General features: G+C 31.6%; 20 protein-coding genes. 6 read left to right on the top strand and 14 right to left on the bottom strand.

All coding sequences use genetic code 11. From position 1 onward, the window contains the following. Positions 1–33 precede the first annotated feature (33 nt). A complete protein-coding gene (locus LG45_RS16090) occupies positions 34–4,668 on the top strand; it encodes a DUF7619 domain-containing protein (RefSeq protein WP_165570801.1) in 4,635 nt (1,544 codons plus the stop codon). Positions 4,669–4,734: 66 nt separating this feature from the next. Here the strand turns inward: LG45_RS16090 and LG45_RS08990 are convergent, their stop codons facing one another. Continuing rightward, the gene (locus LG45_RS08990; protein WP_052087535.1) at positions 4,735–6,969 is read right to left on the bottom strand and encodes a B12-binding domain-containing radical SAM protein; all 2,235 of its coding nucleotides are present in this window, start codon (positions 6,967–6,969) and stop codon (positions 4,735–4,737) included. Positions 6,970–7,012: 43 nt separating this feature from the next. Here LG45_RS08990 and LG45_RS08985 point away from each other — a divergent pair, with 43 nt between their 5' ends. The 3 genes from LG45_RS08985 (at position 7,013) to LG45_RS08975 (ending at position 12,637) form a co-directional block, all read left to right on the top strand. Next, positions 7,013–10,315, top strand: a complete 3,303-nt coding sequence (locus LG45_RS08985) for a T9SS type B sorting domain-containing protein (protein ID WP_035126318.1) — start codon at positions 7,013–7,015, stop codon at positions 10,313–10,315. A gap of 69 nt (positions 10,316–10,384) precedes the next feature. Next, on the top strand, positions 10,385–11,974 hold the full coding sequence (gene bshC / locus LG45_RS08980) for a bacillithiol biosynthesis cysteine-adding enzyme BshC (protein ID WP_035126315.1): 1,590 nt from the start codon (positions 10,385–10,387) through the stop codon (positions 11,972–11,974). Between the two features lie 243 nt (positions 11,975–12,217). Then, positions 12,218–12,637 (top strand): nucleoside-diphosphate kinase, encoded by a 420-nt coding sequence (locus LG45_RS08975; protein WP_035126313.1) that lies wholly within the window; start codon positions 12,218–12,220, stop codon positions 12,635–12,637. Between the two features lie 86 nt (positions 12,638–12,723). On the opposite strand, the gene LG45_RS08970 is transcribed toward LG45_RS08975, so the two are convergent. Further along, entirely contained in the window at positions 12,724–13,020 is a 297-nt protein-coding gene (locus LG45_RS08970; RefSeq protein ID WP_035126312.1) for a DciA family protein, read from the bottom strand. Further along, complete coding sequence (locus LG45_RS08965) at positions 13,020–13,439, bottom strand: lipocalin family protein (protein ID WP_035126310.1); 420 nt, start codon at positions 13,437–13,439, stop codon at positions 13,020–13,022. Before LG45_RS08965 ends, LG45_RS08970 begins: the two co-directional genes overlap by 1 nt. 103 nt (positions 13,440–13,542) lie before the next feature. Between LG45_RS08965 and LG45_RS08960 the strand changes: the two genes are divergently transcribed. Beyond that, the gene (locus tag LG45_RS08960; protein ID WP_240471841.1) at positions 13,543–14,913 is read left to right on the top strand and encodes a serine hydrolase domain-containing protein; all 1,371 of its coding nucleotides are present in this window, start codon (positions 13,543–13,545) and stop codon (positions 14,911–14,913) included. A gap of 204 nt (positions 14,914–15,117) precedes the next feature. On the opposite strand, the gene ftsY is transcribed toward LG45_RS08960, so the two are convergent. From ftsY to LG45_RS08905, 11 genes are all read right to left on the bottom strand, one after another. After that, positions 15,118–16,074 (bottom strand): signal recognition particle-docking protein FtsY, encoded by a 957-nt coding sequence (gene ftsY, locus LG45_RS08950; protein ID WP_035126306.1) that lies wholly within the window; start codon positions 16,072–16,074, stop codon positions 15,118–15,120. Between the two features lie 132 nt (positions 16,075–16,206). Next, on the bottom strand, positions 16,207–16,359 hold the full coding sequence (locus tag LG45_RS16275; protein WP_081932060.1) for a DUF4295 domain-containing protein: 153 nt from the start codon (positions 16,357–16,359) through the stop codon (positions 16,207–16,209). A gap of 47 nt (positions 16,360–16,406) precedes the next feature. Further along, entirely contained in the window at positions 16,407–16,589 is a 183-nt protein-coding gene (gene rpmG, locus LG45_RS08945; protein WP_035126304.1) for a 50S ribosomal protein L33, read from the bottom strand. A gap of 26 nt (positions 16,590–16,615) precedes the next feature. Then, entirely contained in the window at positions 16,616–16,852 is a 237-nt protein-coding gene (rpmB, locus tag LG45_RS08940) for a 50S ribosomal protein L28 (protein ID WP_035126302.1), read from the bottom strand. Positions 16,853–16,926: 74 nt separating this feature from the next. Continuing rightward, positions 16,927–18,177: a CinA family nicotinamide mononucleotide deamidase-related protein gene (locus tag LG45_RS08935; protein ID WP_035126300.1), complete on the bottom strand. Its 1,251-nt coding sequence runs from the start codon at positions 18,175–18,177 to the stop codon at positions 16,927–16,929. Positions 18,178–18,358: 181 nt separating this feature from the next. Continuing rightward, positions 18,359–18,703, bottom strand: a complete 345-nt coding sequence (locus tag LG45_RS08930; protein ID WP_035126298.1) for an Hpt domain-containing protein — start codon at positions 18,701–18,703, stop codon at positions 18,359–18,361. Beyond that, positions 18,703–19,314 (bottom strand): fumarylacetoacetate hydrolase family protein, encoded by a 612-nt coding sequence (locus LG45_RS08925; protein ID WP_035126296.1) that lies wholly within the window; start codon positions 19,312–19,314, stop codon positions 18,703–18,705. Before LG45_RS08925 ends, LG45_RS08930 begins: the two co-directional genes overlap by 1 nt. A 96-nt stretch (positions 19,315–19,410) precedes the next feature. Further along, positions 19,411–20,184, bottom strand: coding sequence for a 3'-5' exonuclease (locus tag LG45_RS08920; protein WP_035126294.1), 774 nt, complete (start codon positions 20,182–20,184; stop codon positions 19,411–19,413). A gap of 131 nt (positions 20,185–20,315) precedes the next feature. Then, positions 20,316–21,866: a T9SS type A sorting domain-containing protein gene (locus LG45_RS08915; protein ID WP_035126292.1), complete on the bottom strand. Its 1,551-nt coding sequence runs from the start codon at positions 21,864–21,866 to the stop codon at positions 20,316–20,318. 86 nt (positions 21,867–21,952) lie between these two features. Continuing rightward, the gene (locus LG45_RS08910) at positions 21,953–23,260 is read right to left on the bottom strand and encodes a dihydrolipoamide acetyltransferase family protein (RefSeq protein ID WP_035126290.1); all 1,308 of its coding nucleotides are present in this window, start codon (positions 23,258–23,260) and stop codon (positions 21,953–21,955) included. 76 nt (positions 23,261–23,336) lie between these two features. Next, positions 23,337–24,461 carry a glycosyltransferase family 2 protein gene (locus tag LG45_RS08905; RefSeq protein WP_035126288.1) on the bottom strand — a complete coding sequence of 375 codons (1,125 nt, stop codon included), beginning with the start codon at positions 24,459–24,461 and terminating at the stop codon, positions 23,337–23,339. A gap of 39 nt (positions 24,462–24,500) precedes the next feature. Between LG45_RS08905 and LG45_RS08900 the strand changes: the two genes are divergently transcribed. Further along, positions 24,501–26,360: an ABC-F family ATP-binding cassette domain-containing protein gene (locus LG45_RS08900; protein ID WP_035126286.1), complete on the top strand. Its 1,860-nt coding sequence runs from the start codon at positions 24,501–24,503 to the stop codon at positions 26,358–26,360. Positions 26,361–26,421: the final 61 nt, after the last annotated feature.

The following is a 26,421-nucleotide window of genomic DNA, read 5'->3' as shown; positions in this document are numbered from 1 at the left end:
ACTATGACCAAACACATTATAAAATCACAAACTATGAAAACGCTATTAATTATTCTATTATTTGCAACGAGCTTATGCTATGCGCAACCAGCAATTACCAATCCAACTCCGTTATCGGTTTGTGATAATGATAGCGATGGTTTATCTGTTTTTAATTTAACCTCAAAGAATGCTGAGATTTTAGGTTCTTTATTAGCTTCAAATCATACTATTTCGTATCATGAAACATTTACTGATGCGACGATTGGGGTTAATTCGTTAGGAAGTAATTACAGTAATATCAATCCATTTAATCAGGTTGTTTATGTTAGAGTTATAGAAAATTCTGATCCTGCCAATCCTTCTACAGCAGTATTAGAATTGGTTGTAAATCCTTTGCCAATTATTTCACCTACACCAGTCAATTTGACCGTTTGCGACGCTTATATTCTTCCGGCTTTACCATCAAATCAGAATTATTTTACTGGTCCAAATGGTACTGGAACAATATTATTTGCTGGAGATGCAATTACATCAACGCAAACGATTTATATTTTAGCACAATCTGGTACAAATCCATTATGTACAGCTGAAGAAAGTTTTGTTGTAACAATTATCGCAACACCTGTTACACCAAATCCATCAAATGTAATAGCATGTCAAGCCTATACACTTCCTGCTTTACCTTTTGGACAAAGTTATCATTCAGTGTCAGGTGGAAATCCAGCAACAGAAATCCCTGCAGGAACATTAATTACATCAACACAAACCATTTATATTTTAGCTCAATCTGGTACAACTCCTAACTGCACAAGTGAAGGAAGTTTTTTAGTTACTATTGGAGCATTACCAACATTTAACACACCATCAGATTTAATTCAAAATGATCCTGATGGAACATCAGTATTTGATTTACAATCTCAAATTCCTTTAATAACAACAGACCCAAATTATGTTATATCTTTTTATGAAACTTTTACTAGTGCTCAAGCTGGTGCTAATCCTATTTCCAATGGTAATGTTTATATGAATATTTCAAATCCTCAAACTATTTGGGCTACAATTAATGATCCAGTAACTGGTTGTTTTTCAATTACAAATTTTGATTTAATCGTTAACGATAATCCATTTCCAATTACTAATCCAACTCCTTTACAAATTTGTGATGATAATAATGATGGATTTGCAGTATTTGATTTATCTACAAAAAACTCTGAAATATTAGGAGCTTTATCAGCAAGTGGTCACACCGTTCAATATTATCCCACTCTAATAGATTCCAATAATGGTACAAATGAAATAACGGGTGTTACAGGATATTTCAATATGGTTCCCTTCAATCAAACAGTTTATGTAAGAGTTACTGAAGTAGCAACAAGTGAATTCTCTACTACAACTTTGCAATTAATAGTAAATCCTTTACCTACTTTTGTTTCACCTTCAAATTACACAGTAAATGATTCGCCTTATGATGGATTTGCTTTGTTTGATTTGACTACTAAAATACCAGAAATATCACAAGGAAGTAATGTAATTATTGAATTTTACAGTTCTTTACTCGATGCCCAAAATGGAACAAATCCAATAGCTAATCCTTCAAATTATATTAATTCTTCAAATCCTCAAACTATTGGAGTAAGAGTTATTGATCCTGCAACTGGTTGCTCTTCCATTACAAGTTTTGATTTAATTGTTAATAATAGTAATCCAATTCCAATAAACAATCCAACATCATTAGAAGTTTGTGATGACAATAATGATGGTTTTGGAGTATTTAATCTTGATTCTAAAAACTCAGAAATATTGGGTTCACTATCATCAAGTTTATATACAGTTTCTTACCATGAAAATATTTTTGACGCTGAAATGGATGGTACGGGAATTTTAAGTCCGTATATAAACACATCCCCTTTTATACAAACTGTCGCTGTTAGAGTTGAAGAAAATGCAAATTCAAGTGTTTTTTCTACTACATTTTTGACTATAAGGGTAAGACCAATTCCTTTAATAACAACACCAATTCCGAACTTAACAGTTTATGAAAATCCTACTGATGGAGTTGCTACTTTTAATTTGACTTTACAAAGTGATTACATTACTAATGGAAATCCTAGTACAAATGTTGCCTATTACACTTCAGAAGCAGATGCTTATGCTCAAATAAACCAGTTACCAACTCCAACTGCATTTACAGGAACAAACAATCAAGTAATTTGGGTAAATGCTCAAAATATTTATGGATGTTTTGATGTAGCAAGTTTTGTTTTAAATGTAACGGATTCTGCCAATATTATAATTTTTCCAGATTCCAATTTTAAAGCTAAATTACTCACTTCAAGTCCGACCAATCAAGTAGCTTATTCTGGAAGTGGTTATGTAAAAATTGATGCTAATAATGATAACGAAATTCAGTTTACAGAAGCTGCTGTAATTGATTCATTGAATGTTGAAAATGCCAATATTATTGATGTCACAGGAATTGCAGGATTTTCAAATTTAAAGAAATTTAATTGTTCCAATAATCAAATTGTCACCTTAAATCTTACTAGTATCAATACTTTACTTGATTTATTTTGTTCTAATAACTCACTAACTACATTATCAGTTAATGGATTATCTAATTTACAAAATCTATATTGTTCTTTAAATGATTTAAATACTTTAGATGTTTCTACAAATATTAATTTAAGAAATTTAGATGTGAAGAATAACACAATCGTTGCTTTAAATACTACTAATTTAACTTTATTAGAATATTTAGATTGCAGCAGTAATCAATTAACCAACTTAAATGTAAGTACAAATGTAAATTTGAAAAACTTCTTTTGTTCTTTTAACGCATTAACTAGTTTAAATGTTTCAACTTTGCCTTTATTAGAGATGCTCTATTTAAATCATAATCAAATAACTAACTTACAATTTGGTGCAAATACATTATTGTTTGAGCTATACTGTTTTAATAATAATTTGACGAGTTTAAACACATCAAATTTAATAGGGCTTTCCTATTTGGATTGCAGTAATAATCAAATTTCATCTCTTGATATATCTCAAAATAGTAATTTATCACAGTTACGTTGCTTGAATAATTTATTGACAACTTTAGATTGTAGCATGAATTCTAGTTTAAATATACTTTCTCTTTTAAATAATCCAAACTTACAAACCTTATTTATAAAAAATGGTGTGAACGAATTGAACGCTGATAGCTTGTTAGGTTGCCCAAATCTTACTTACATATGTGCCGATGACAATCAAATTCCAACAATCGCTGCAAGTTATCCACTAATTACAATAAACAGTTTTTGTACATTTAATCCAGGTGGCAATTTTAATACCATTACTGGAACCGCAATCATTGATTCAAATAATAATGGTTGTAATTCATCCGATTCGACAATGCCTTATTTAGGTTTGAATATAAGTTTAAACGGAGTTTCTACAAATACCTCTGTTTATACAAACGGATTAGGAATTTATAATTTATTCACCACTTTTCCAGGAATTTATCAGTTAGCACCCAATTTAGAAAATCCAACTTATTTCAACATTTCACCAATTGATATTGATAGCAATACAATAAACGATTTAACTATTCTTCAAAATATTTGTATTACTCCAAATGGTTCACATCCTGACGTTGAAGTGGTTTTGGCACCAATTGATGCAGCTCGACCAGGATTTAACGCGAGTTATGAATTGGTTTACAAAAATAAAGGAAACCAAACTTTGTCAGGAACTTTAACTTTAAATTATAACGATTCCGTTTTAGATTATGTTTCGGCTACAACAGCTCCAACATCGCAAACAACTGGAATAATTAATTGGAATTACAGCAACCTACAACCTTTTGAAAATAGAAGCATCGGATTGGTTTTAAATGTAAATTCTCCAGTGGAAACTCCAGCTGTAAACATTGGTGATATTTTGACTTTTACAACTACAATTACTCCAATTGTTGGTGATGAAATTCCTGCCGATAATACTTTTGTTTTCAATCAAACGGTTGTTGGTTCTTATGATCCAAATGATATTACTTGTTTGCAAGGTGATACCGTTTCGCCTTCAGAAATTGGAAATTATCTTCATTATGTAATTAATTTTGAAAATACAGGAACGTATTATGCAGAAAATGTAGTGGTTCAAGATATTATTGACACCACACAATATGACATTTCATCATTACAAATTTTGAACGCATCGCACAATATGGATGCAAGAATTAATGGAAATAAAGTAGAATTTGTTTTTCAAAATATAAATCTTGCAGCTGTTGCTGGAAATCCACCTGTTGGCGGACACGGAAATGTGTTGTTCAAGATTAGATCAAAAAGCAATCTGGTAACTGGAGATCAAGTGATTAAAAAAGCAAGTATTTTCTTTGATTACAACGCACCAATTATTACAAATGATGCCGAAACTACTTATACCTCTTTAAATAATGGTGGTTTTAATCCAGATGTTAGTTTGAGTGTTTATCCAAATCCGACGAGTTCAATTTTAAATATTTCTTCAGATAATATTATTGAATCGATAGAATTATATGATATTCAAGGTAGAATATTAGAGAAATCATTCCAAAATTCGAATGCAGTAATTTTGGATATTTCTAATAGACAAAGTGGTGTTTACTTCCTTAAAATAACATCTGATAAAGGAAGTAAAGTAGAAAAAGTAGTTAAAAAATAGTAAGTTAATATAGTTTAAGTTAAGTGAGAAGCGCGAATCAGAAATGGTTCGCGCTTTTTTAATTCATTATAAAACTAGAAGTCCGAAGTCTCTTAAAGTAGCAATTGGTTTAGAATACCAAAACAATTCGAAGTCTTCAAATTGTGTTTCAAAATCGGATTTTAATTGTGAAAAAGTGATTTTATTTTCGTTATAAACAGAAACTTTTTCTAATGCTGAAACCAACCATTTTCCTTTTTCTTCTTCTAATGAAATGTCGAAAGATTCGGTTTTATCATGAAACGACAATTTCATCATCTTCCAAGAGTTTCCTTTTTTAGATTTTGTAAAGCTTTCAATAGTTGGTTTTCCTCCTATCCAAACCACTTTTGCAGAAGATTTTATATTGAAATCGGGTTCTTTCTCTAAACAAGAAATAATATAATCAGACGGAATTTTAGTATTGGGAATCTTGAAATCAAACCAATCTTGCAAGTCATAATCAAAGCAAATTCCGTGCATGTAATTGAACAACGATTTCTTTAATCCGAAGCTGAACTTATCGTGATTGATTCCAGTTTTGTCTTTAAAATTAATATCATTATTTGCAAAAGTAATTTCGTTTTGCTCTGGAATAACACCAAATTCTTCAGGAAACATTCCAACTGGAGAATGCGCTGTCATAGCAAATTGATGCCAAAAACCACTTTGTAACACGCTAAGTTCAAATAATTGGCGCACCATTTCTAAACTATCAATCGTTTCTTGAATGGTTTGTGTAGGATAACCATACATTAAATAAGCATGAACCATAATTCCAGATTCGGTGAAATTTCTAGTTACTTGAGCAACTTGTTCTACCGTTACACCTTTTTTAATTAGTTCCAAAAGTCGGTCAGATGCTACTTCCAGTCCACCAGAAACGGCAATGCAACCAGAAGCTTTAAGAAGAACACACAAATCGGAAGTAAAACTTTTCTCAAAACGGATGTTCGTCCACCACGAAACCACTAATTTTCTTTTAATGATTTCCAACGCAACTTCGCGCATCAATGCTGGAGGCGCGGCTTCGTCAACAAAATGGAATCCGTTTTCGCCAGTTTGCGTAATTAATTCCTCCATTCTATCTACTAAAGTTTTAGCAGCAATGGGTTCGTATAATTTTATATAATCTAATGAAATATCACAGAACGTACATTTTCCCCAATAACAACCGTGCGCCATGGTGAGTTTATTCCATCGTCCATCGCTCCATAAACTGTGCATTGGATTGGCAATTTCTATCACCGAAATATAGTTTTGAAGTTGCAAATCAGAATAATCTGGAGTTCCAACTTCGCTTTGTTTATAATCGGGTTTTGTAGTATTGTTTACGTAAGTTACTTCGTTGTTTTGTAACAGAAAAGTTCGTTTAAAAAGAGATTCTGAAACAAGTTCAGAATGACAAATTGATTGGTGAACTAACTCAATTGGCAATTCGCCATCATCCAAAGTTATAAAATCGAAAAATTCAAAAACGCGTTTATCTTTTAAATCCCGAAGTTCGGTATTTGGGAAACCGCCACCCATTGCGATTTTTACATCAGGAAAATTATTTTTTATAAATTGTGCACTTCTAAAAGCGCTATACAAATTACCCGGAAATGGAACCGAAAAACAGACTAATTTGGGTTGGACTTCTTCTACTCTTTCTTTTAAAATTTTGAGTGTAATTTTATCAATATAAGTGGGTTCGTTTTGCAAATTAGCATACAATTCATCAAATGAGTTAGCACTTCTGCCCAAACGCTCGGCATAACGACTAAAACCGAAATTCTCATCAACACATTCTACAATAAAATCGGATAAATCTTCAAGATATAATGTGGCTAAATGTTTGGCTTTATCTTGCATTCCCATGGTTCCAAAAGCCCATTCCATATCGTCTAATTGTGAAAAACGAGACGCTTCGGGAAGAAAATTTACACTGCAAATTTGTCTTGCTAAACTTGGATTTTTACCTTGTAGAAAACCAATTACAGCATCAATTGTTTTTATGTAATCGTTTTTTAAGGAATAAATTCGTTGTGAGTTGGAAGATGGAAGCTCGAAGTTGGAAGAAAAAATATCGGTCAAGCCTTCTTTCGAAAACAATTCTAAAATCACTTCTATCCCCAAATCCATTTGAAAAGCGGAGATGTTTTTAGTGTTCAAAAAACCTTTAATATAAGCCGTTGCTGGATAAGGAGTATTCAGTTGGGTAAATGGTGGCGTTATTAAGAGGATATCTTTCAATTGAAAATAATTAGTTTTGCAAAAGTAAGCTAAATTTAAAATTAACATAAGTTATTTTTCGATTGAGATTTATATATTTGTTAAAAAAATAATGAAAAAACTTACTATTCTTTTTCTTTTTTGCTGTTTAAATTTTTTCGAATCATTTTCTCAAGATTTTCAATGGGCTAAACAAATTGGTCAGGGTCAAACTGATAGAATTAAAGCAATGGATATTGATGATGAAGGAAATAGTTACTTATTAGGAGAAAGCTCTTCATATTACTTTGATATAAATCCTGGATTAGCTGAAGAGATAATAGAAAACAATACAGTGGGAACATCTGGAAATATATGCTACTTAATAAAATTAGATCCAGATGGAAACTATCTTTGGGGAAAAGTATTTAACATGATCAGAAATACCGCAGATTATGTTATTGATGTAAAAATTGGCTCTGACAATAATATTTATTCTTTAATGTCATTGACTAATTATTCTGGAAACACAACTATTTCAAATGCCAATATTGTAATTACAAAATTTGATCCATTAGGAAATGAATTGTTGGTAAAGAGCATTAAAGATTTGAATAGTATTAATGAATCTTCAATTCACGCTTCTTCATTTGATTTAGATTCTTCAAATAATGTTTTTTTAACTGGGTATTTCATTGATGATATTGTTTTAAACAATTCAAATTCATCTCTAAATTTATTCGCAAATGGATGGGGAAATCACATAATAAAAATGAATTCTAATTTTGATATTATTTGGTCCAAATCATATGATTATCAGCATACTGAATTTGAATCATTGAAGATAAGTCCAGACAATAATATAAATGTTCTATATCATATTTTCAACCAATCAACCTCTGATTATACAGAAAATCTAATGAAAATTGACAACATTAGTAGTAATCTAATTTGGGAGAAAAGTTTTCAAAATTTAATTCCGATTGCATTTCATATATCACAAAACGGTAATTACATTATATCGTTTATTAGAGGAAATAGTAGTGCACCGCCTTCAGATATAGATCCTTCAACAAATTCAGTTTTAACAGTTGCAAACAATACTTTATTATGGTTAAATTCTAATGGAGATTTTCTTGACTACAAAGAGTATTTTAATAACCTCAACTTTAATTTAATTGAATCAGATGATAATAACAACTGTTATTTTGCGTCTGGTTTTTCTGGACTTGTTGATGTAGATCCATCACCAAACACATTTTTATTAAATGGATATCAATCTCAATTTGGAGAAAGTTTAGTGGTCAAATTTGATCCAAATAGGATTTTTGAATATGCTTTTAAATTAGGACAGCCCAATGTACAACCAACACCATATGACTATATATACAATTTGAAATTTTCTGGAATTAAAATAAAAAACAACAATGAATATTATTGCGGTTATTTTGCAGGTTATGCAGATTTAGATCCATCATTAAATGTTGTTGGATTTGATGCAGTCCACAGTGGAGTACTAACTGATGATGGTTTTGTTTTAAAACTTGGTCCATGTAATACTTCAACACCTAACGCAAGTAATAACCAATCTTTTTGCTCTTCCCAAAATCCAACTATTGCAAATTTATCACCTAACTCAAGCTCAATTAAATGGTATAACTCATTAACTTCAATAATACAATTACCTAGTTCTACAGGACTTGTTAATGGTCAAACTTACTATGCTGCTAATCAAAATGGAAGTTGTCCTGAAAGTTCAAGATTGGCAGTTACTGTTACTATTAATCAAACTCCAAATCCGCCAATCATTAGTAATCAAGTATTCTGTGAAAGTGACAATGCCACAATTTCAACACTAATAGCTAGCGGATCAAATATAAAATGGTATTCATCACTTACCGATACAATTGAGCTTCCTTCTAATCATCTGTTAACCAGTGCAAATTACTATGCAACCCAAACCATTAATAATTGTGAAAGTAATAGAATCGCTATAAATGTTACGGTAAATTCAAATTCACTTCCAACAGTGACATCACCACAAATATTCTGTATTCAACAAAATGCAACTATAAATGATGTTTTAATTTCTGGTACAAATGTCAACTGGTATGACTCGTCAACGTCCGGAAATTTACTTCCAAATACAACAATTTTGATTGATGGAACAATTTATTATGCATCACAAACAATCAACGGCTGTGAAAGTTTGAGAGTTCCTGTGACAATTTCAATTCAGAATACTCCTATTCCAACAGGAAATGCTAGTCAAGAATTTTGTGCTACTTCTAATCCAACATTAAGTGACATCAGTGTTTCTGGAACCGCAATAAATTGGTATGCAAACAATGCAAGTACGACTATTTTACCGAATTCAACAGCACTAGTTGACGGAACAACCTATTTTGCAACACAAACAATTAACGGATGTGAAAGTGTAGGTAGATTAATAATAAATGCATCTTTGATAAATACTTTAAATGCAAATAATTACTCGCAATCGTTTTGTGATGATTTAAATGATGGTTCAGAAAATGTAGTACTTTCCAACTATAATTCCAATCTTATAGCTTCAACTACAGGTATGAATTTTACTTATTATTCGTCCTATTATGATGCAGAAAATGAAATTATAACCAATCAATTAAACACAAATTATACTTTATCTATTGGTTCAACGGTAGTTTATGTAAGATTAGATTCTGCAAATGGTTGTCACCAAATAGTTGAATTAAATTTATCATTGTTTCAAAAGCCAGTTATTTCAATAGATGATGTTATGCCAATCTGCAAAACAAGCAATATCATTGTAAACGCAGGAACGGGTTTTAATAGTTATTCTTGGTCAACTGGAGCGAGTTCTCAATCAATTGTAATTTCAACTGCTGGAACTTATTCTGTTACTGTGACTAAAAATTATGGTTCTATAATTTGTTCATCAACTAAGACATTTGCAGTCGTAGAATCTGAAATTGCAAATATCACCTCAATTGACACTCAAGATTGGACCGATTCCGAAAATATTATTATCGTTTCAACAGCTATAAATGACAACTATTTATATTCTTTAGATGGAATTAATTATCAATCTAGTAATACTTTTAGTGGATTAACAAGCGGATTTTACACCGTTTACGTAAAAGATGAATGCGGAATTATAGATGAAGATGTTGTACTTTTAAACTATCCAAAATTTTTCACTCCAAATGATGATGGAACAAATGATTATTGGAGAATTAAATTTTCACAATATGAACCTAATCTAACAGTCACTATTTTTGATAGATACGGAAAAATTATGAAAGTATTAAATCCGAATTCTATTGGTTGGGACGGAACTTACAATAGTACCAAAATGATTTCTGATGATTATTGGTTTGTCGTAAAAAGAGAAGATGGTAGAGAGCATCGTGCGCACTTTACATTAAAAAGATAAACCTTAATTGAAAGTTAAAGACAATTCTATTAATTCAATTTTGAGTATTTTTACAAAAAAAAACATAAAATGCCAAACGACTGTATAAGCTATCAAAACTCGGGATATTTTTCTAAATTAATTGTAGATTATTTAGATGAAAAGCCCAATTTAAAGCAACTATACAATCACTTTCCGAAAATTGAGAACTTCAAATTACAAATTGACGAGAAAAAAGCCAATTTTCCAGTTGAAAACCGTCACGTATTAGTTTCTGAACTAGAAAAACAATATGCCGGTTTTGAAATTTCTGAAGTAAGTTCGAGCAATATTCAACTTCTAAAACAAGCTAATACTTATACAATAACTACTGGTCATCAGCTGAATTTATTTACAGGACCACTTTATTTTATTTACAAAATTGCTTCTACAATAAATCTATGTAAGCAATTAAAAACAGAATTCCCAAAGCATGATTTTGTACCAATCTATTGGATGGCGACAGAAGATCATGATTTTGAAGAAATCAATTATTTTAATTTTAAAAGCAAAAAAGTAAAATGGAACAGAGAAAGTTTTGGTCCAGTAGGACGACTTTCTACAGATGGTTTACAAGAAGTTTTTGAACTATTTTCATCGGAATTAGGAATTGGTTCAAATGCTGATGATTTGCGAAATTTGTTTACAAAAAGTTATTTAGAACATTCTAATTTAGCCGATGCAACTCGATTTTTAGCCAACGAATTGTTTAAAAATGAAGGATTAGTGATTATAGATGGTGATTCTACAGATTTGAAAAAATTGTTTATTCCTTATGTAAAAAAAGAACTTTTACAGCAAAATTCCTTTAAGAACGTAATGGAAACCAACGAACATCTTAAAGACTATTTTGTTCAAGTGAATCCGCGTGAAATCAACTTATTTTATATTGAAGATAATTTGCGTGAACGAATTATTTTTGAAGATAATAAGTTCAAAATAAACAATACTGATATCACTTTTACCAGAGATGAAATTCTTGCAGAACTAGAAAATTCTCCAGAAAAATTTAGTCCAAATGTAATTTTGAGACCTTTATACGAAGAAGTAATTTTGCCTAATTTATGCTACATTGGTGGCGGTGGCGAAATTGCGTATTGGTTGGAATTGAAATCTAATTTTGAAGCGAATAACGTAACTTTTCCGATGCTTTTGATTCGGAATTCTGTGCTTTTGTCAACACAAAAACAAGCTGATAAAGCAGATAATTTAGAATTATTTTGGTCTGATTTATTTTCGAATCAGCAAGAGTTATTTGATAAAAAAACTAAAGAATTTTCAGAATTCACAATTGACTTTACTACACAAAAAGAACATTTGAAAAAACAATTTGAGTCACTTTTTGCAATTGCTGTAAAAACCGACAAATCGTTTACTGGAGCTGTAAAAGCACAAGAAATAAAACAAATAAAAGGATTAGAAAACCTTGAAAAACGACTTTTAAAAGCCGAAAAAAGAGTGCATACCGATAAATTAGAACGTATTTTATTACTTCAAAATGAGTTGTTTCCCAATCAAAGTTTGCAGGAACGAAAAGCCAATTTTAGTGAGTTTTATCTTGAAGTTGGAAGTAGTTTTTTAGAAAAAGTTTTAGCTGAATTACAACCGTTGGAACAAGAATTTAAGATTATAGTCTTGTAGATTGTTGATTAGAAAGTTTACAAAAGTTAAAATGGAATTTTTTTTAGCCCTGATTGCAGTGGAAATCTCCCGATTTTTCATCGGGAATTGCAACGGAAAGCAGGAAAACGGAAACCAAGAACGCCCAAGCCATTCGCTCCAAATGAATACACTTTTAAACTATTAAACTTTTTTAAACTCTTAAACTTTTAATTCAAACAAAAAAGCTTACTTTTGCACCCGAATTAAAACAAATAAATTAAAATGGCTACAAATAGAACATTTACAATGATTAAGCCTGATGCTGTTGAAAACGGACACATCGGTGGAATTTTAAACATGATTACTGAAGGTGGTTTCAAGATTGTTTCTTTGAAATTAACGCAATTAACTGTTGCTGATGCTCAAGCATTTTATGCTGTTCACGCTGCAAGACCTTTCTATGGTGAGTTAGTTGAATTTATGTCTCGTGGACCAATTGTTGCTGCAATTCTTGAAAAAGAAAATGCAATTGAAGATTTTAGAAACTTAATTGGTGCTACAAATCCTGCTGATGCTGCTGAAGGCACAATTCGTAAAAAATATGCAACTTCTATTGGCGAAAATGCAGTTCACGGTTCAGATTCTGATGAAAATGCTGCTATCGAAAGTGCTTTTCACTTTGCTGGAAGAGAGCAATTCTAGTATTGAGTGTTCAGTCGCAGTTGGCAGTTATGCTGATTGTGCATAAAAATATAAAATCTCGTTTCTTAATTGAAACGAGATTTTTTTTATCTTAAAATTAAATCTTTTACGACTTCTTTTCGCAATTCTTCGTTTAGCATATCTATTATTTTTTGCTTTCCGTAACTTAATTCTTCACGCAAAACTGCCGAAGTTAACTTTACATACAATGTAGTTCCTTTTAAAATAACTTCTTGTGTATAGCTGTTTACGCCATTTCCCATCAAGTTTTTCCAGGCTTGCTCTACATCAATTTTATCCATGCCAGCTTCTAGCCTATTTACTTGAATAAACTGTTGTAAAACTTCTGATATGGAACTCTCGTTGCTTGTTCTTTTTGCCATTATTTTAATGAAAATCCTTGGTATTTTTTATAATAATATTCTTGTTCTTCCTTATTTTTAAGTACTAAAGTAGAATCTTTAATTTCTATTATTTCTTCTTGCCATTTGCCATAGCTTGTCGAATAATTAATGAAATAGCTTCCATCTTTAGATGAAATCGAAACTTCTTCAACTACATCATTGGTACGATACGTTCCATCAAGTTGCGGCATTACTTTTTTTCTAAAACCTTTATTGTTAGAAACTTGAAAGTAATCAACAGTTTCATTGATTTTATAATCTTTCTTTTCACCATCTTTTAATAGTACTTTTTCAATTTCCCAATAACCATTAATCTTACTGATATCTTGATTGGTAATTGTTTGCTTACAGCTTACAAAAAAGAGTGATAAAACTAAAAAATAAAGTGCTTTTTTCATGATTTAAATAAAGTTTAAAATTACAATTTATTAAAGAATAAAAAAGTATTTTTGATTAAACCTTTTAAACTTTTTTAAGTCTAAAATGTAAAACCAACCTACTATGAAAAATTATTTTACATTATTAATCTTATCATTTTTTGCCTTAGGATGCAGTTCTAATGATGATTCGGATGATTCCAATGCCACTTTAGCTACACTTACTACATCTGTAGTTACTTCAATTGAAACCACAACAGCTATTAGTGGTGGAATTATTTCATCGGATGGATTATCTAATGTTTCAAGCAGAGGAATTTGCTGGAGTACTACAGCAAATCCAACTATAGCAGATTCAAAAACGTCTGATGGAACTGGAACTGGAACTTTTACTTCCAATTTAACAGGTTTACTTCCAAATACTACGTATTATGTTCGAGCTTATGCGACAAATTCTGTTGGAACTGCTTATGGTAATCAAGTAAGTTTTTCAACATTTGAAACCATGTATTTCCCACCAAATGATGGAAGTACAACCTGGGAAACCAAATCAATTGCAAGTTTGGGATGGAATCAATCACAGGTTCAACCTTTATTGGATTACTTAGAATTGAAAAACACCAAATCATTTATCATTTTAGTAAATGGTAGAATCGTTATGGAGAATTATTTTAATGGACATTCAGCTACAACTCCTTGGTATTGGGCAAGTGCTGGAAAAACCTTAACATCAACTGTAACCGGGATTGCACAAGACGAAGGTTTAGTCAATATAAATAATAAAGTTTCTGATTATTTAGGAACTGGTTGGACAAGCGCGCCATTGGCAAAAGAAAATTTAATTACCTGTAAAAATTTATTGTCTATGAATTCAGGTTTGGATGATAGTTTGGGTGATGATGTTTCGCCAGCCAATTTGCAATATGTTGCCGATGCCGGAAATCGTTGGGCTTATCATAATGTTTATGTGAAATTACAAGATGTTATTGCTCAAGCTAGTGGACAAACTTGGCCTAATTACTTCAATACCAAATTGCGAGATCGAATTGGCATGACTGGCGGCGCTTGGGTAAATTCTGGTGATGGACTAAGCGTTTATTGGAGCACGGCTAGAAATATGGCACGTTTTGGATTGATGTCATTAAACAGAGGAAAATGGAATGGTACAACGATTGTAAGTGAGAGTTTTTTCAATCAAGCAAGTACAACTTCTCAAAATATTAACGAAGCTTATGGTTATTTGTGGTGGCTGAATGGAAAATCAACCTATCATTTACCTACAACACAATTTGAATTTAACGGAACATTAATTCCGAATGCACCAAATGACATGTTCGCTGCTTTAGGTAAAAATGATCAAAAAATTTACGTAATTCCTAGTAAGAAAATGGTTATTATTAGAATGGGAGACGTTGCAAACCCAGCTAATCCAACTTTTGCTTTATCGGGATTTGATAACGAACTTTGGGGAAAAATAAATGCGCTATACCAATAGCGCATTTATTTTTTATTTGAAAATTTTATCTCCGAACCTTTTCAATGCGTAGATAAACAATATAAAAGTAATGAGTTGCAAACCCATTGCTATATTTTTAAATTTAATTTCTATTAATTTAGCTAAAATCCCAATTCCGACACTTACCAGAATTAAAATAAGTGGTGAGGTTGTTTTAAAAAAGGATAGAAATTTGTTCATAAACTATTTTTTAAAGAAACTGTCAACAAACTCATATTTATTAAATACTTGCAAATCTTCAATTTTTTCACCAACACCAATGTATTTCACTGGAATTTGAAATTGATCTGAAATTCCTATTACAACACCACCTTTTGCGGTTCCGTCAAGTTTTGTCACTGCAAGACAAGTAACTTCTGTAGCAGCAGTAAATTGTGTTGCTTGTTCGAACGCATTCTGTCCTGTTGAACCATCAAGAACTAAAAGCACATCATTTGGTGTATCTTCAACTACTTTCTGCATTACTTTTTTCACTTTAGAAAGTTCGTTCATTAATCCGACTTTATTATGCAAACGTCCTGCTGTATCAATAATTACAACATCTGCATTTTGAGCAACTGCACTTTGCAAAGTATCAAATGCAACTGATGCAGGATCACTTCCCATTTGTTGCTTCACTATTGGAACTCCAACTCTATCTGCCCAGATTTGTAACTGGTCTATTGCAGCTGCACGAAAAGTATCGGCGGCACCAAGAACAACGCTGTAACCTGCTTTTTTAAATTGATAGGCTAATTTACCGATTGTAGTAGTTTTTCCAACTCCATTTACACCAACAACCATGATTACGTACGGTTTTTTGTCAGCTGGAATTTTAAATTCGGTTTCTTCACCTGATTTTGTCTCCGACAATAAGGATGCGATTTCTTCTCTTAGAATTTGATTAAGCTCGTCCGTTCCCAAATACTTATCATTTGAAACACGTTCTTCTATTCTTTTGATGATTTTCAATGTTGTGTTTACACCAACATCAGAAGACACTAAAACTTCTTCAAGATTATCTAAAACTTCATCATCTACTTTAGATTTTCCTGCAACAGCTTTAGTAAGTTTTGAAAAAAATGAAGTCTTGGTTTGTTCAAGACCTTTGTCTAATGTTTCTTTCTTTTCGGATGAAAATATTTTTTTAAAAAAATTCATTTTCTACTTTAGGTTTAAAAATTTATGATTGTAGAAAGTGCTACATCATAAAAAATAAAATTAGAGACAAATATAAAAATAAAAAAGCTACTTCCAATTGAAAGTAGCCTTGATATATATTTAAATACGGAATTATTTCTTTTTTAAGAAAGTATCCACTTCTTCTGGAGTCATAATGCTTTCTACGAATGTATAAGCACCTGTTTTAGGAGACTTTATCATTTTGATAGCTTTAGTCAATCTCTTAGAAGATGTTTGTAACGTTGCAACGGTTTTCTTTGCCATGATTAAAATGTGTATTTGAAATTTTCTACAAATGTAAAAATCTCTAATTATTTAATTTCTTTATGAACAGTCATTCTCTTTAAGATTGGATTAAATTTTTTAATCTCTAATCTATCTGGAGTATTTTTCTTGTTTTTGTTTGTAATGTAACGAGAAGTTCCTGGAAGACCAGTTCCTTTGTGCTCAGTACATTCTAAAATCACTTGTATTCTATTACCTTTCTTTGCCATCTTGCTTTATTTTTATAGGATAGGAATTATTTAATAAATCCGTTAGCTTTTGCAGTTTTCAACACAGCAGCTAATCCATTTTTATTGATTGTTTTAATTGTAGAAGCAGCTACTCTTAAAGTAACCCATCTGTCTTCTTCAGCAAGATAGAAACGTTTTTTAACTAAGTTAACAGAAAATTTTCTCTTAGTTTTGTTCATTGCGTGAGAAACATTATTTCCTACCATCGCTCTTTTACCTGTAAGGTCACAAACTCTTGACATTATGCTTATCTTTTATCGTTATTCAAATCGAGGGTGCAAAGAAACAAAAAAGAAACCTTATTCACAAAAAAATATTAGAGATTTTTTAAAATTTCTTTTTGTAAGATTTCAAATGCTTTATTTACAGCTCTATCTATCACTTTTTCACGTGGTTGACCAAAGTTAAATTCTTCTACAAAAACATCATTTGGTGTTGCTAATGCAATAAAAACAGTTCCAATTGTAGCATCTGCATCTCCTTTTGATGGTCCAGCGTTTCCAGTTGTTGCAATTGCGTAATCAGATTTCATTAGTTTTTGGACACCAATTGCCATTTCTTTAGCAACTTGACTGCTTACTACAGAAAATTCATCAATTGTTTCTTGCAAAACTCCTAAAACAGAAACCTTAGTATCTGTAGCATAAGAAACTACGCTTCCTCTAAAATAATTAGAAGAACCAGCAACCGAGGTAAAAACTTCCGCAATTTTTCCTCCTGTGCAACTTTCTGCAGTTGCGATTGTTTTTTGTTTTTGAGTTAATAATCGTCCTAAAACAACTTCTATTGTTTCATCTTCATCAAATCCGACGATGATATCACCGATTATTTTGGCTAAAGAAGTTACTTTTTCGTTGATTGTTTTCTCTAGAATTTCTCTTTCAGTGCCACGAGCAGTTAATCGTAATCTTACTCTTCCTGGAGCTGGTAAATAGGCTAGTTTTAAAAATTCTGGAAGGTTGTTTTCCCAATCTTCAATTCGTTCTGCGACAAGACTTTCGCCTTGCCCGTAAGTCATTATGGTTTTGTGTAAAATGTAAGGTCGCTTGTACTCTTTTACTATTTTAGGAATGATTTCGTTTTCTACTATATATTTCATTTCATACGGAACTCCTGGAAGCGAAATAAATACTGTATTTTCTTTTTTCATCCACATTCCTGGCGCGGTTCCAACTTGATTAAAAAGGATTTCACATCTTGAAGGAACAAGCGCTTGATCTTTGTTCATTTGTGATGCTGGACGCTTCATTACTGATTCTATTAATTCGATAACATGTGTTTCAACTTCTTTATTTATGACTAATGTATCGTTGAAATATTCACAGAAAGTGTGCTTGGTAATATCGTCTTTTGTTGGTCCTAATCCGCCTGTTATTATTACAAAATCGACTTTATTTTGTAGTGATTCAAAAGTATCTAAAATGTGCTGTTTGTCGTCACTGATTGATAATAATTCGTGAGTTTGGACTCCGATTTTATCTAATGCTTTTGCGATATATCCTGAGTTGGTATCGATGATTTGACCTATTAAAATTTCGTCTCCAATGGTTACTATGGTTGCTTTCAATTAATTTTAGATATTAAATTTAAGATATTAGATTTTTTGCGAGTACAAAGATAGCAAAGAATAATATAGAAAGTCTTTTAGCCCCGATTGTAGTGAAAATCCTTGCCTTTTTTAGGCAAGATTGTAACGAAAAGCGGGAATTGCCATTACTGACAATTCCCGAGCCTTTCGCTTCTAATTTTTATAATTCGAAATCTTTTTTGATTTCTTTTATTGCTTTTTCAACTTGGTTTTCGATGCTTTCGAAAGTGGCTTCAATTTCTTTCTTTTTACCTTCGGCTCTTGTCCATGCTTCTACTTGAAGAATTTCTTCGTGAGCCATTGTCATTCCCAGTAAATCGAGCGTAGGTTTGATTTTGTGAGCATACGCATAAGCCAATTTATGATCTTTATTTTTGATGCCAGAGTGAATTTGTTTTAGGTCAAGTGGCACTTCTGTTACGAAAAGCGTAATGATTTGCATAACAAATTCAGGATCATTATCTGAAAGTGCGTAAACCTTTGATAAGTTGTAGTTTAGGGCCATTATTTTACTTGTATTTTAAATAATCTTTTATCTTCTATAAATCCTTCGAGAATGTCATTTGGTTTTACTGCGGCAACGCCTTCTGGCGTTCCTGTAAAAATGATATCTCCTATTTTTATTGTAAAATATTGTGAAACGTGCGAAATTAGTTCGTCAATTTTCCACAACATGTGACTTGAACTTCCTTTTTGAACAGTTTTTCCATTGCTAACTAATTCAAAATTAATACTTTCTAATGAATTAAAAGAATTTTTTGGTAAAAAATCACCAATTACTGCTGAGCCGTCAAATGCTTTGGCTTTTTCCCAAGGCAAACCTTTTTCTTTGAGTTTTGCTTGTAAATCGCGCGCTGTAAAATCGATTCCGAGACCTATTTCCTCGTAATAATTGTGAGCGAATTTGGGTTCGATATACTTCCCAACTTTGTTAATCTTGACTAAAATTTCTACTTCGTGATGAATATCGTTTGAAAATTCTGGAATTACAAACGGATGTTGTTTCAATAAAATAGCTGAATCGGGTTTTAAAAATAGAACAGGTTCGCTTGGACGCTCGTTTTGGAGTTCCTCGATGTGTTTTACGTAATTTCGACCGATGCAGATGATTTTCATGTCTTATATTGTTGGAAGATGGAAGATGGAAGATGGAAGATGGAAGATGGAAGATGGAAGACGGAAGAAAAACTCCCAGCTTCAGGCTTCTAACTTCTAGCTTTTTGTATTGAGTTTTCTTAATTTAATTGCGGTTAAAACCTTTTTGGTGTACAACGGAAAATCGGCGCCTTGAATCCAACCGTAATAACCTGGTTCTTTTTCGAGCACTTCTTCTACTAATTGTCCTTTATTTTTTCCGAAAGTAAAAATTTCTTTTCCTTCTTTATTCAAGGCAATAAAACCTGCAAAATCAACAGATTTTTTTCGTGTTGTAAATTCAGATAACCATTTCATGTCGTTGTCTAAATCGTCGTATCTATCTAATTGTGCTTTTAAAATTTCGTATGTTGCCATGGTGTCGGCTTCGGCAGAATGCGCATTTTCAAGACTTTCATTACAATAAAATTTATAGGCTGCACTTAAAGTACGTTCTTCTTTTTTATGAAAAATAGTTTGAACATCTACAGAAACTCTGTTTTTCATATCAAAATCAACTTCTGCTCTAAGTAATTCTTCGGCTAAAAGCGGAATATCAAATCTATCGGAATTGAATCCTGCCAAATCAGAATCCTTAATCATGTTATGAATTTGAGACGCTAATTCTTTGAACGTTGGCTCGTTAGCCACTTTTTCATCGGTAATTCCGTGAACAGCAGTTGTTGCTGCAGGAATTGGAATTGTTGGATTTACTAACCACGTTTTGCTTTCCTTGTTTCCGTTTGGATATACTTTGAAGATTGATATCTCTACAATTCTATCTTTAGCAACGTCAATACCTGTAGTTTCAAGGTCGAAAAAGCAAATTGGTCTAGTGAGTTTTAATTCCATTATAAATTTTTATTGCAACAAATATAAAATTTTGTAGTTACCGTTTATCGATTATTTTATAATTTATTATGCTTTTAAATAAAAAACCCTTTCACAATTTGGAAAGGGTTGATTTATAGAGATTATGAAAATTATTTTTTAATTAATTTAATTATTTCAGACTTTCCTTGACTTGATATTTTTAAAAAATAATTTCCATTAGATAAAATATCTTTTAATGAAACTTCACTACTATTTAATTTAAAATTTGAAATTAACTTCCCATTACTATCATAAATCTCTACAGAAGTGTTAGCAAAATCTAAATTTTTAGAAGTTATATTTATTGAGTCGGTAAATGGATTAGGATAAACTGTAAATAAATTTTCATTGTAGACTTCATTCGATAAACTTTCAACTGTATACCTAGATAATGCTGTGTCATAATTTGAACCAACTGTCGTTATTCCTGCACAAACAATTTTACCATCATTACCAATAGCAACTGCCGCTCCTAAATCATTGAAACCATTAAAATCAGTTGATAAATAACCAACACTATTAAAATTAGTATCTACACTTCCATCAACATTAAATTTTATCAATAAAAAATCTGCAGTTGAACTCGCAGTATATCCAGCACACAACATCTTACCATCACTTAAAACTTTTAGACCACTAATCGCATCATAAAGAGAAGTACCATTCTTATTAGCATTAACTAAGCCATTGATTCCAAATGAACTATCTAAACTTCCATTTGGTAAATATTTAGCTATTGCCATTTTTGTTCCAACACCTGTATTGCTAGAATAACCCAAAGCAATTATTTTTCCTTCAAATTCATCCACAGATCTAATATAGTCTTTAAAGCCAAAATCAGTTAAAACATGACCATTAGTTCCAAAAGTTGAATCAAGTAAACCATTGTTAGTAACTTTAATAACTCCAAAATTTAGATAATCCTCCAAAGTTTCTAATGCAGAAGTAAATATCCCTAAAATGATACTATTATCTGATAAAACTTTTATACATGCTGTTGATTCAGACTTATTTGGATCAAATAGTCCTAAAAGAGCTTTACCATTTGTACCAAAAGAAGTGTCTAGTGTTCCATTATTTAAATATCTTAAAATTGAAGGAACTGTTTTTGTACCAACATAAGTCGAACCAGCTACAATAATTTTACCATCACTTTGTACATCAATTGCATTAGAAAAATCTCCAGTAGCAAATAAATCTGTAACAACTAAACCATTAATTCCAAATGAAGTATCTATAGTTCCATCAGAGTTATATCTCATAGTTGCAAAATCAAAAAAACTGGAATTTACACTTGGAGATTTAGAACCTGTAATTAATATTTTGCCATCATTCTGAAGTTTAATAATACATGAACCACCAGTTTCAGAAACTAATTGAGTTAAAACATAACCATTTACACCAAAACTATTATCTAAAGTTCCATCAATATTAAACCTTGAGATAAAAACATTGCCACTAAGTGAATAATCCTGCAAACCAGATACTATAATTTTACCATCATTTTGAATTAATAGAGAATTTAACCCATCATTTTGAGGCGCAAAAGAATTTATGACTTTTCCATTTACTCCAAAAGAAGTATCTAAAGTAATGGTTTGAGAAAAACTATTTTTTGTAACTATTACTAAACAGAACAGAAAAAGTAATTTGATTTTCATAATATTAAATTTTCACAAAGCAAAAAAAAAAAAAACACCTAGCAAAATAAATTGTAGGTATTTTTTTAACTAAATTGTCTTTTCTTTTAGTATTCTCTATTTACATCAAATGCTTCTAGGTATTCGGCTACTCGTTTTACAAAACTTCCACCCAATGCGCCATCTACAACGCGATGATCGTAAGAATGCGACAAGAACATTTTCTGACGAATTCCGATGAAATCTCCTTCTGGAGTTTCTATTACTGCTGGTACTTTTCTAATGGCACCAAGAGCTAGAATTCCGACTTGTGGTTGGTTGATAATTGGAGTTCCAAATACCGAACCGAAAGTTCCTACGTTTGTAACAGTATAAGTTCCGCCTTGAGTATCGTCTGGTTTTAATTTTCCTGCTTTGGCTCTATTACCTAAATCGTTTACGGCTTTTGCCATTCCGACAAGGTTTAGTTGGTCAGCATTTTTAATAACTGGAACGATTAAATTTCCGTTTGGTAATGCTGCAGCCATTCCTAAATTGATATTTTTCTTTTTGATGATGTAATCGCCATCAACCGAAATATTCATTCCAGGGAAATCTTTTAAAGCTTTTGCGACAGCTTCCATCATGATTGGAGTAAACGTTAATTTTTCGCCTTCACGTTTTTCGAAAGCATCTTTAACTTTATTTCTCCATTTTACGATATTGGTAACATCAACTTCTATAAACGATTGTACGTGAGCTGAAGTTTGTACCGAAGCCACCATATAACCTGAAATTAACTTACGCATTCTATCCATTTCAATAATTTCGTCACCTCCATTTACAGAAACTGGAACCGCTGAAGTTGAAGTTGACGGAACGTTTTGAACAACTGGTTTAGCTACTGGAGCAACAGTTTGAGCAACAACTGGTTGACTTGTTCTATTTTTTACAAAATCTAATATATCTTCTTTCGTTACGCGTCCTTCTTTTCCTGAACCAGAAATACTTTCTAATTCGGCAACAGAAACACCTTCTTCTTTAGCAATGTTTTTTACTAATGGAGAAAAGAATTTATCTGAACCTGAAAAATCGGCTGGAGCAACATTTTCTTTAGCTACATCAACAGTTTTTACAACTTCTGCAACAATTGACGAAGGTACTTCTACGCTTTTTGGTGTATCAATACTTCCACCTTCAGTTTCAATGATTGCAATGGTTTGTCCTACCTGAACAACATCATTCACTTGGAATAATATTTCAACTAACGTACCCGAAACTTCACTTGGAACTTCGCTATCAACCTTGTCGGTAGCGATTTCTAGAACAGCTTCATCGGCAGCGATACTTTCGCCAACGTTTTTTAACCAATTGGTAATTGTTGCTTCTGCAACGCTTTCACCCATTTTAGGTAATTTCAATTCAAACTTTGCCATATCTTTAAACTAAAGTTGTGTTTTTTTATAATGATTGCAAAATTAGTAATTTTATCTACATTTTGCGAAGAATATACTAATTTTTTATAACGATAATTTCTCCTCTATCGATTGAATTATTACTTCCGATGATGAAATTTGAGTTCGGAATATAATTCTTAAATGTTAAATTTTTACTTTTATTACAATTCATGAAGTTTATAATATCCTTATAACTAAACGATTTTGTATCAAAAATGATTTCGATATTCAAATTTGAATTGTTTTTAAACCTAGAAAAATCATTTAAAATTGTTTCTTTTTTATTCAAATTCAAATCTAATAAATCCTTTGAAAAGATTATATATTCATCAATCGTTCTTTTTATTTCTTTGGATTGATTTTTCTTTATTAGCGAAAATACAAATGCTCCAATTTTCATAAAAACATCGAAAACAAACGACTTTTTAAAGTGCTTAGAATAAAAGAAATTCATCGCTTCTTGAAAACGTTTCATATACTTTTCGTCACGAATGGTACTTTCTCCTTTATAATGAATTACCGTTGTTTCATGAAAATAATAATTCGATTTTCCTTTTTGCAAAACTATATAGCTCAAATCAATATCGTCGGAATACATGAAGCAATTTTCATCGAAACCTCCAATATCATTATACAATTCTCGTTTCATAACCATAAAAGCTCCAACGAGAATCTCTACTTTTCCAGATTCATTTTCGGTTAAATGTTGGGCGTAATATTTTCCGAATAGATTTGAAATTTTATACAATCCAAAGATTTTTGTAAACGCAACCCAAGGAGTTGGAATGCCGCGTTTACTTTCTGGCAAAAACTTTCCAGTTCCGTCAATTAATTTGCAGCCAATAATCCCAGTATTTGGATGCCAGTTTTTAGTATCTAATATTTTAATAAAAGTATCTTCTGCTACAACAGTATCTGGATTTAAAATGCAAATGTATTCGCCTTTGGCTTGTGCAACTCCAATGTTATTTCCTTTTGGAAAACCTAGATTTTCTTTATTTTCGATGAGTTTTACATTTGGAAACAATTCTTTCATCATTGCACAACTATCGTCTGACGAGTTATTGTCAATTACAATAATTTCACCATCAATATGTTCAAGTGCTTTTTGAACACTTAAAACGCATTGCTCTAAAAAATAGCGCACATTATAATTTAGGATGATAACAGATAGTTGCATTTGACAAATATAATCTACTTTTGCAAAAAAAATACACTTGTGAATTACCTTTCTGTAGAAAATATTAAGAAGTCATTTGGCGAAAGAACATTATTTGAAAACATTTCGTTTGGAATTAATAAAGACCAAAAAATTGCTTTTATTGCCAAAAATGGGTCGGGAAAAACCCAAATAATGAAAATTATTAACGGCGACGATACCCCTGATACTGGGCAAGTTGTTATGAGAAAAGATATTAAAATGTCTTTTTTATCTCAGGTTCCACAATTACAAGATGAGTTGACGGTTGAAGAAAGTATTTTTGCGTCTGATAATGAAATTCTACATGTAATCGAGCGTTACGAAAAAGCACTTGAAAATCCAGAAGATGCAGAAGCTTATGAAAAAGCGTTTGACGATATGGATCGTTTTAATGCTTGGGATTTTGAAACGCAATTTAAACAAATTTTGTTCAAATTGAAGTTGGAAGATTTCAAATTGAAAGTGAAAAACATGTCTGGTGGACAGAAAAAACGTCTTTCATTGGCGATTATTTTGATAAATAAACCCGATTTATTGATTTTGGATGAGCCAACGAATCACCTTGATTTGGAGATGATTGAATGGTTGGAAAGTTATTTTGCTAAAGAAAATGTTACATTATTTATGGTTACGCACGACCGTTTCTTTTTGGAACGCGTTTGCAACGAAATTATAGAATTGGATAATGGAAAATTATATAGTTACAAAGGAAATTATTCTTATTATTTAGAGAAAAAAGAAGAACGATTAGCTTCGGAAAATGCTTCTATTGATAAAGCGCAAAACCTTTTTGTGAAAGAATTGGCTTGGATGCGAAGACAACCAAAAGCGCGAACTACTAAATCGAAATCGCGTCAAGATGATTTTTATGTGATTAAAGAAAAGGCAGAAAGTCGCCGAAAAGAGAACAAAATCGAACTTGAAATTAACATGGAACGTCTTGGAAGCAAGATCATTGAGTTGCATAAAATTTCGAAAAAGTTTGGTGATAAAAAGATTTTGGAGAATTTTAGTTTCGATTTTCAGCGTGGTGCGCGAATTGGAATTATTGGTAAAAACGGAACAGGAAAATCGACATTTTTGAACTTGTTGACACAAACCATTCCGACCGATTCTGGTAAAGTTATTACTGGAGATACAATAAAAATTGGTTATTACACGCAAAGCGGAATTAACCCAAAACCTGGACAACGTGTTATTGATATTATTAAGGAATATGGCGAATATATTCCTTTGATGAAAGGGAAATTGATTTCGGCAAGTCAGTTATTGGAGCGCTTTTTATTTGACAGCAAAAAACAATATGATTTTGTTGAAAAATTGAGTGGTGGCGAATTGAAACGATTGTATTTATGTACGGTTTTGATTCAGAATCCGAATTTCTTGATTTTGGATGAGCCAACGAATGATCTTGATATTGTAACGTTGAATGTATTGGAAAGTTTCTTGTTGGATTTTCCGGGTTGTTTGCTTGTGGTTTCGCACGATAGGTATTTTATGGATAAAATTGTTGATGATTTATTCGTTTTTAGAGGCGACGGAATTGTAGAAAACTTCCCAGGAAATTATTCTGATTTTAGAGCGTATGAAGACTCGGCTGAACCAGCGAATAAAGACGATAACAAAGAAAAGAACAATTGGAAACAAGCCAAAACTATTTCGGCAGGATTGAATTTTAACGAACAAAAAGAGTTCAATAAAATCGAAAAAGAAATCAAAGATTTAGAACACCAAAAGAAACAAATTGAACAATTATTTTCTGACGGAAAAGTTGCTGACAATGAAATTGAAGCGAAAGCTTTGGAACTTCAAAAAGTAATTAATTTAAAGGAAGAAAAAGAAGAACGTTGGTTTGAACTTTCTTCCAAAATGGAATAAATTATTTCACTAAGATTCGCAAAGTAATCGCAAAGTCTCACAAAGAAAATGAGATTGATTC

Source organism: Flavobacterium aquatile LMG 4008 = ATCC 11947 (genome assembly GCF_000757385.1).
GTDB classification, from domain to species: Bacteria; Bacteroidota; Bacteroidia; order Flavobacteriales; family Flavobacteriaceae; genus Flavobacterium; species Flavobacterium aquatile.
This window is presented reverse-complemented; position numbering and strand designations above follow the sequence as displayed.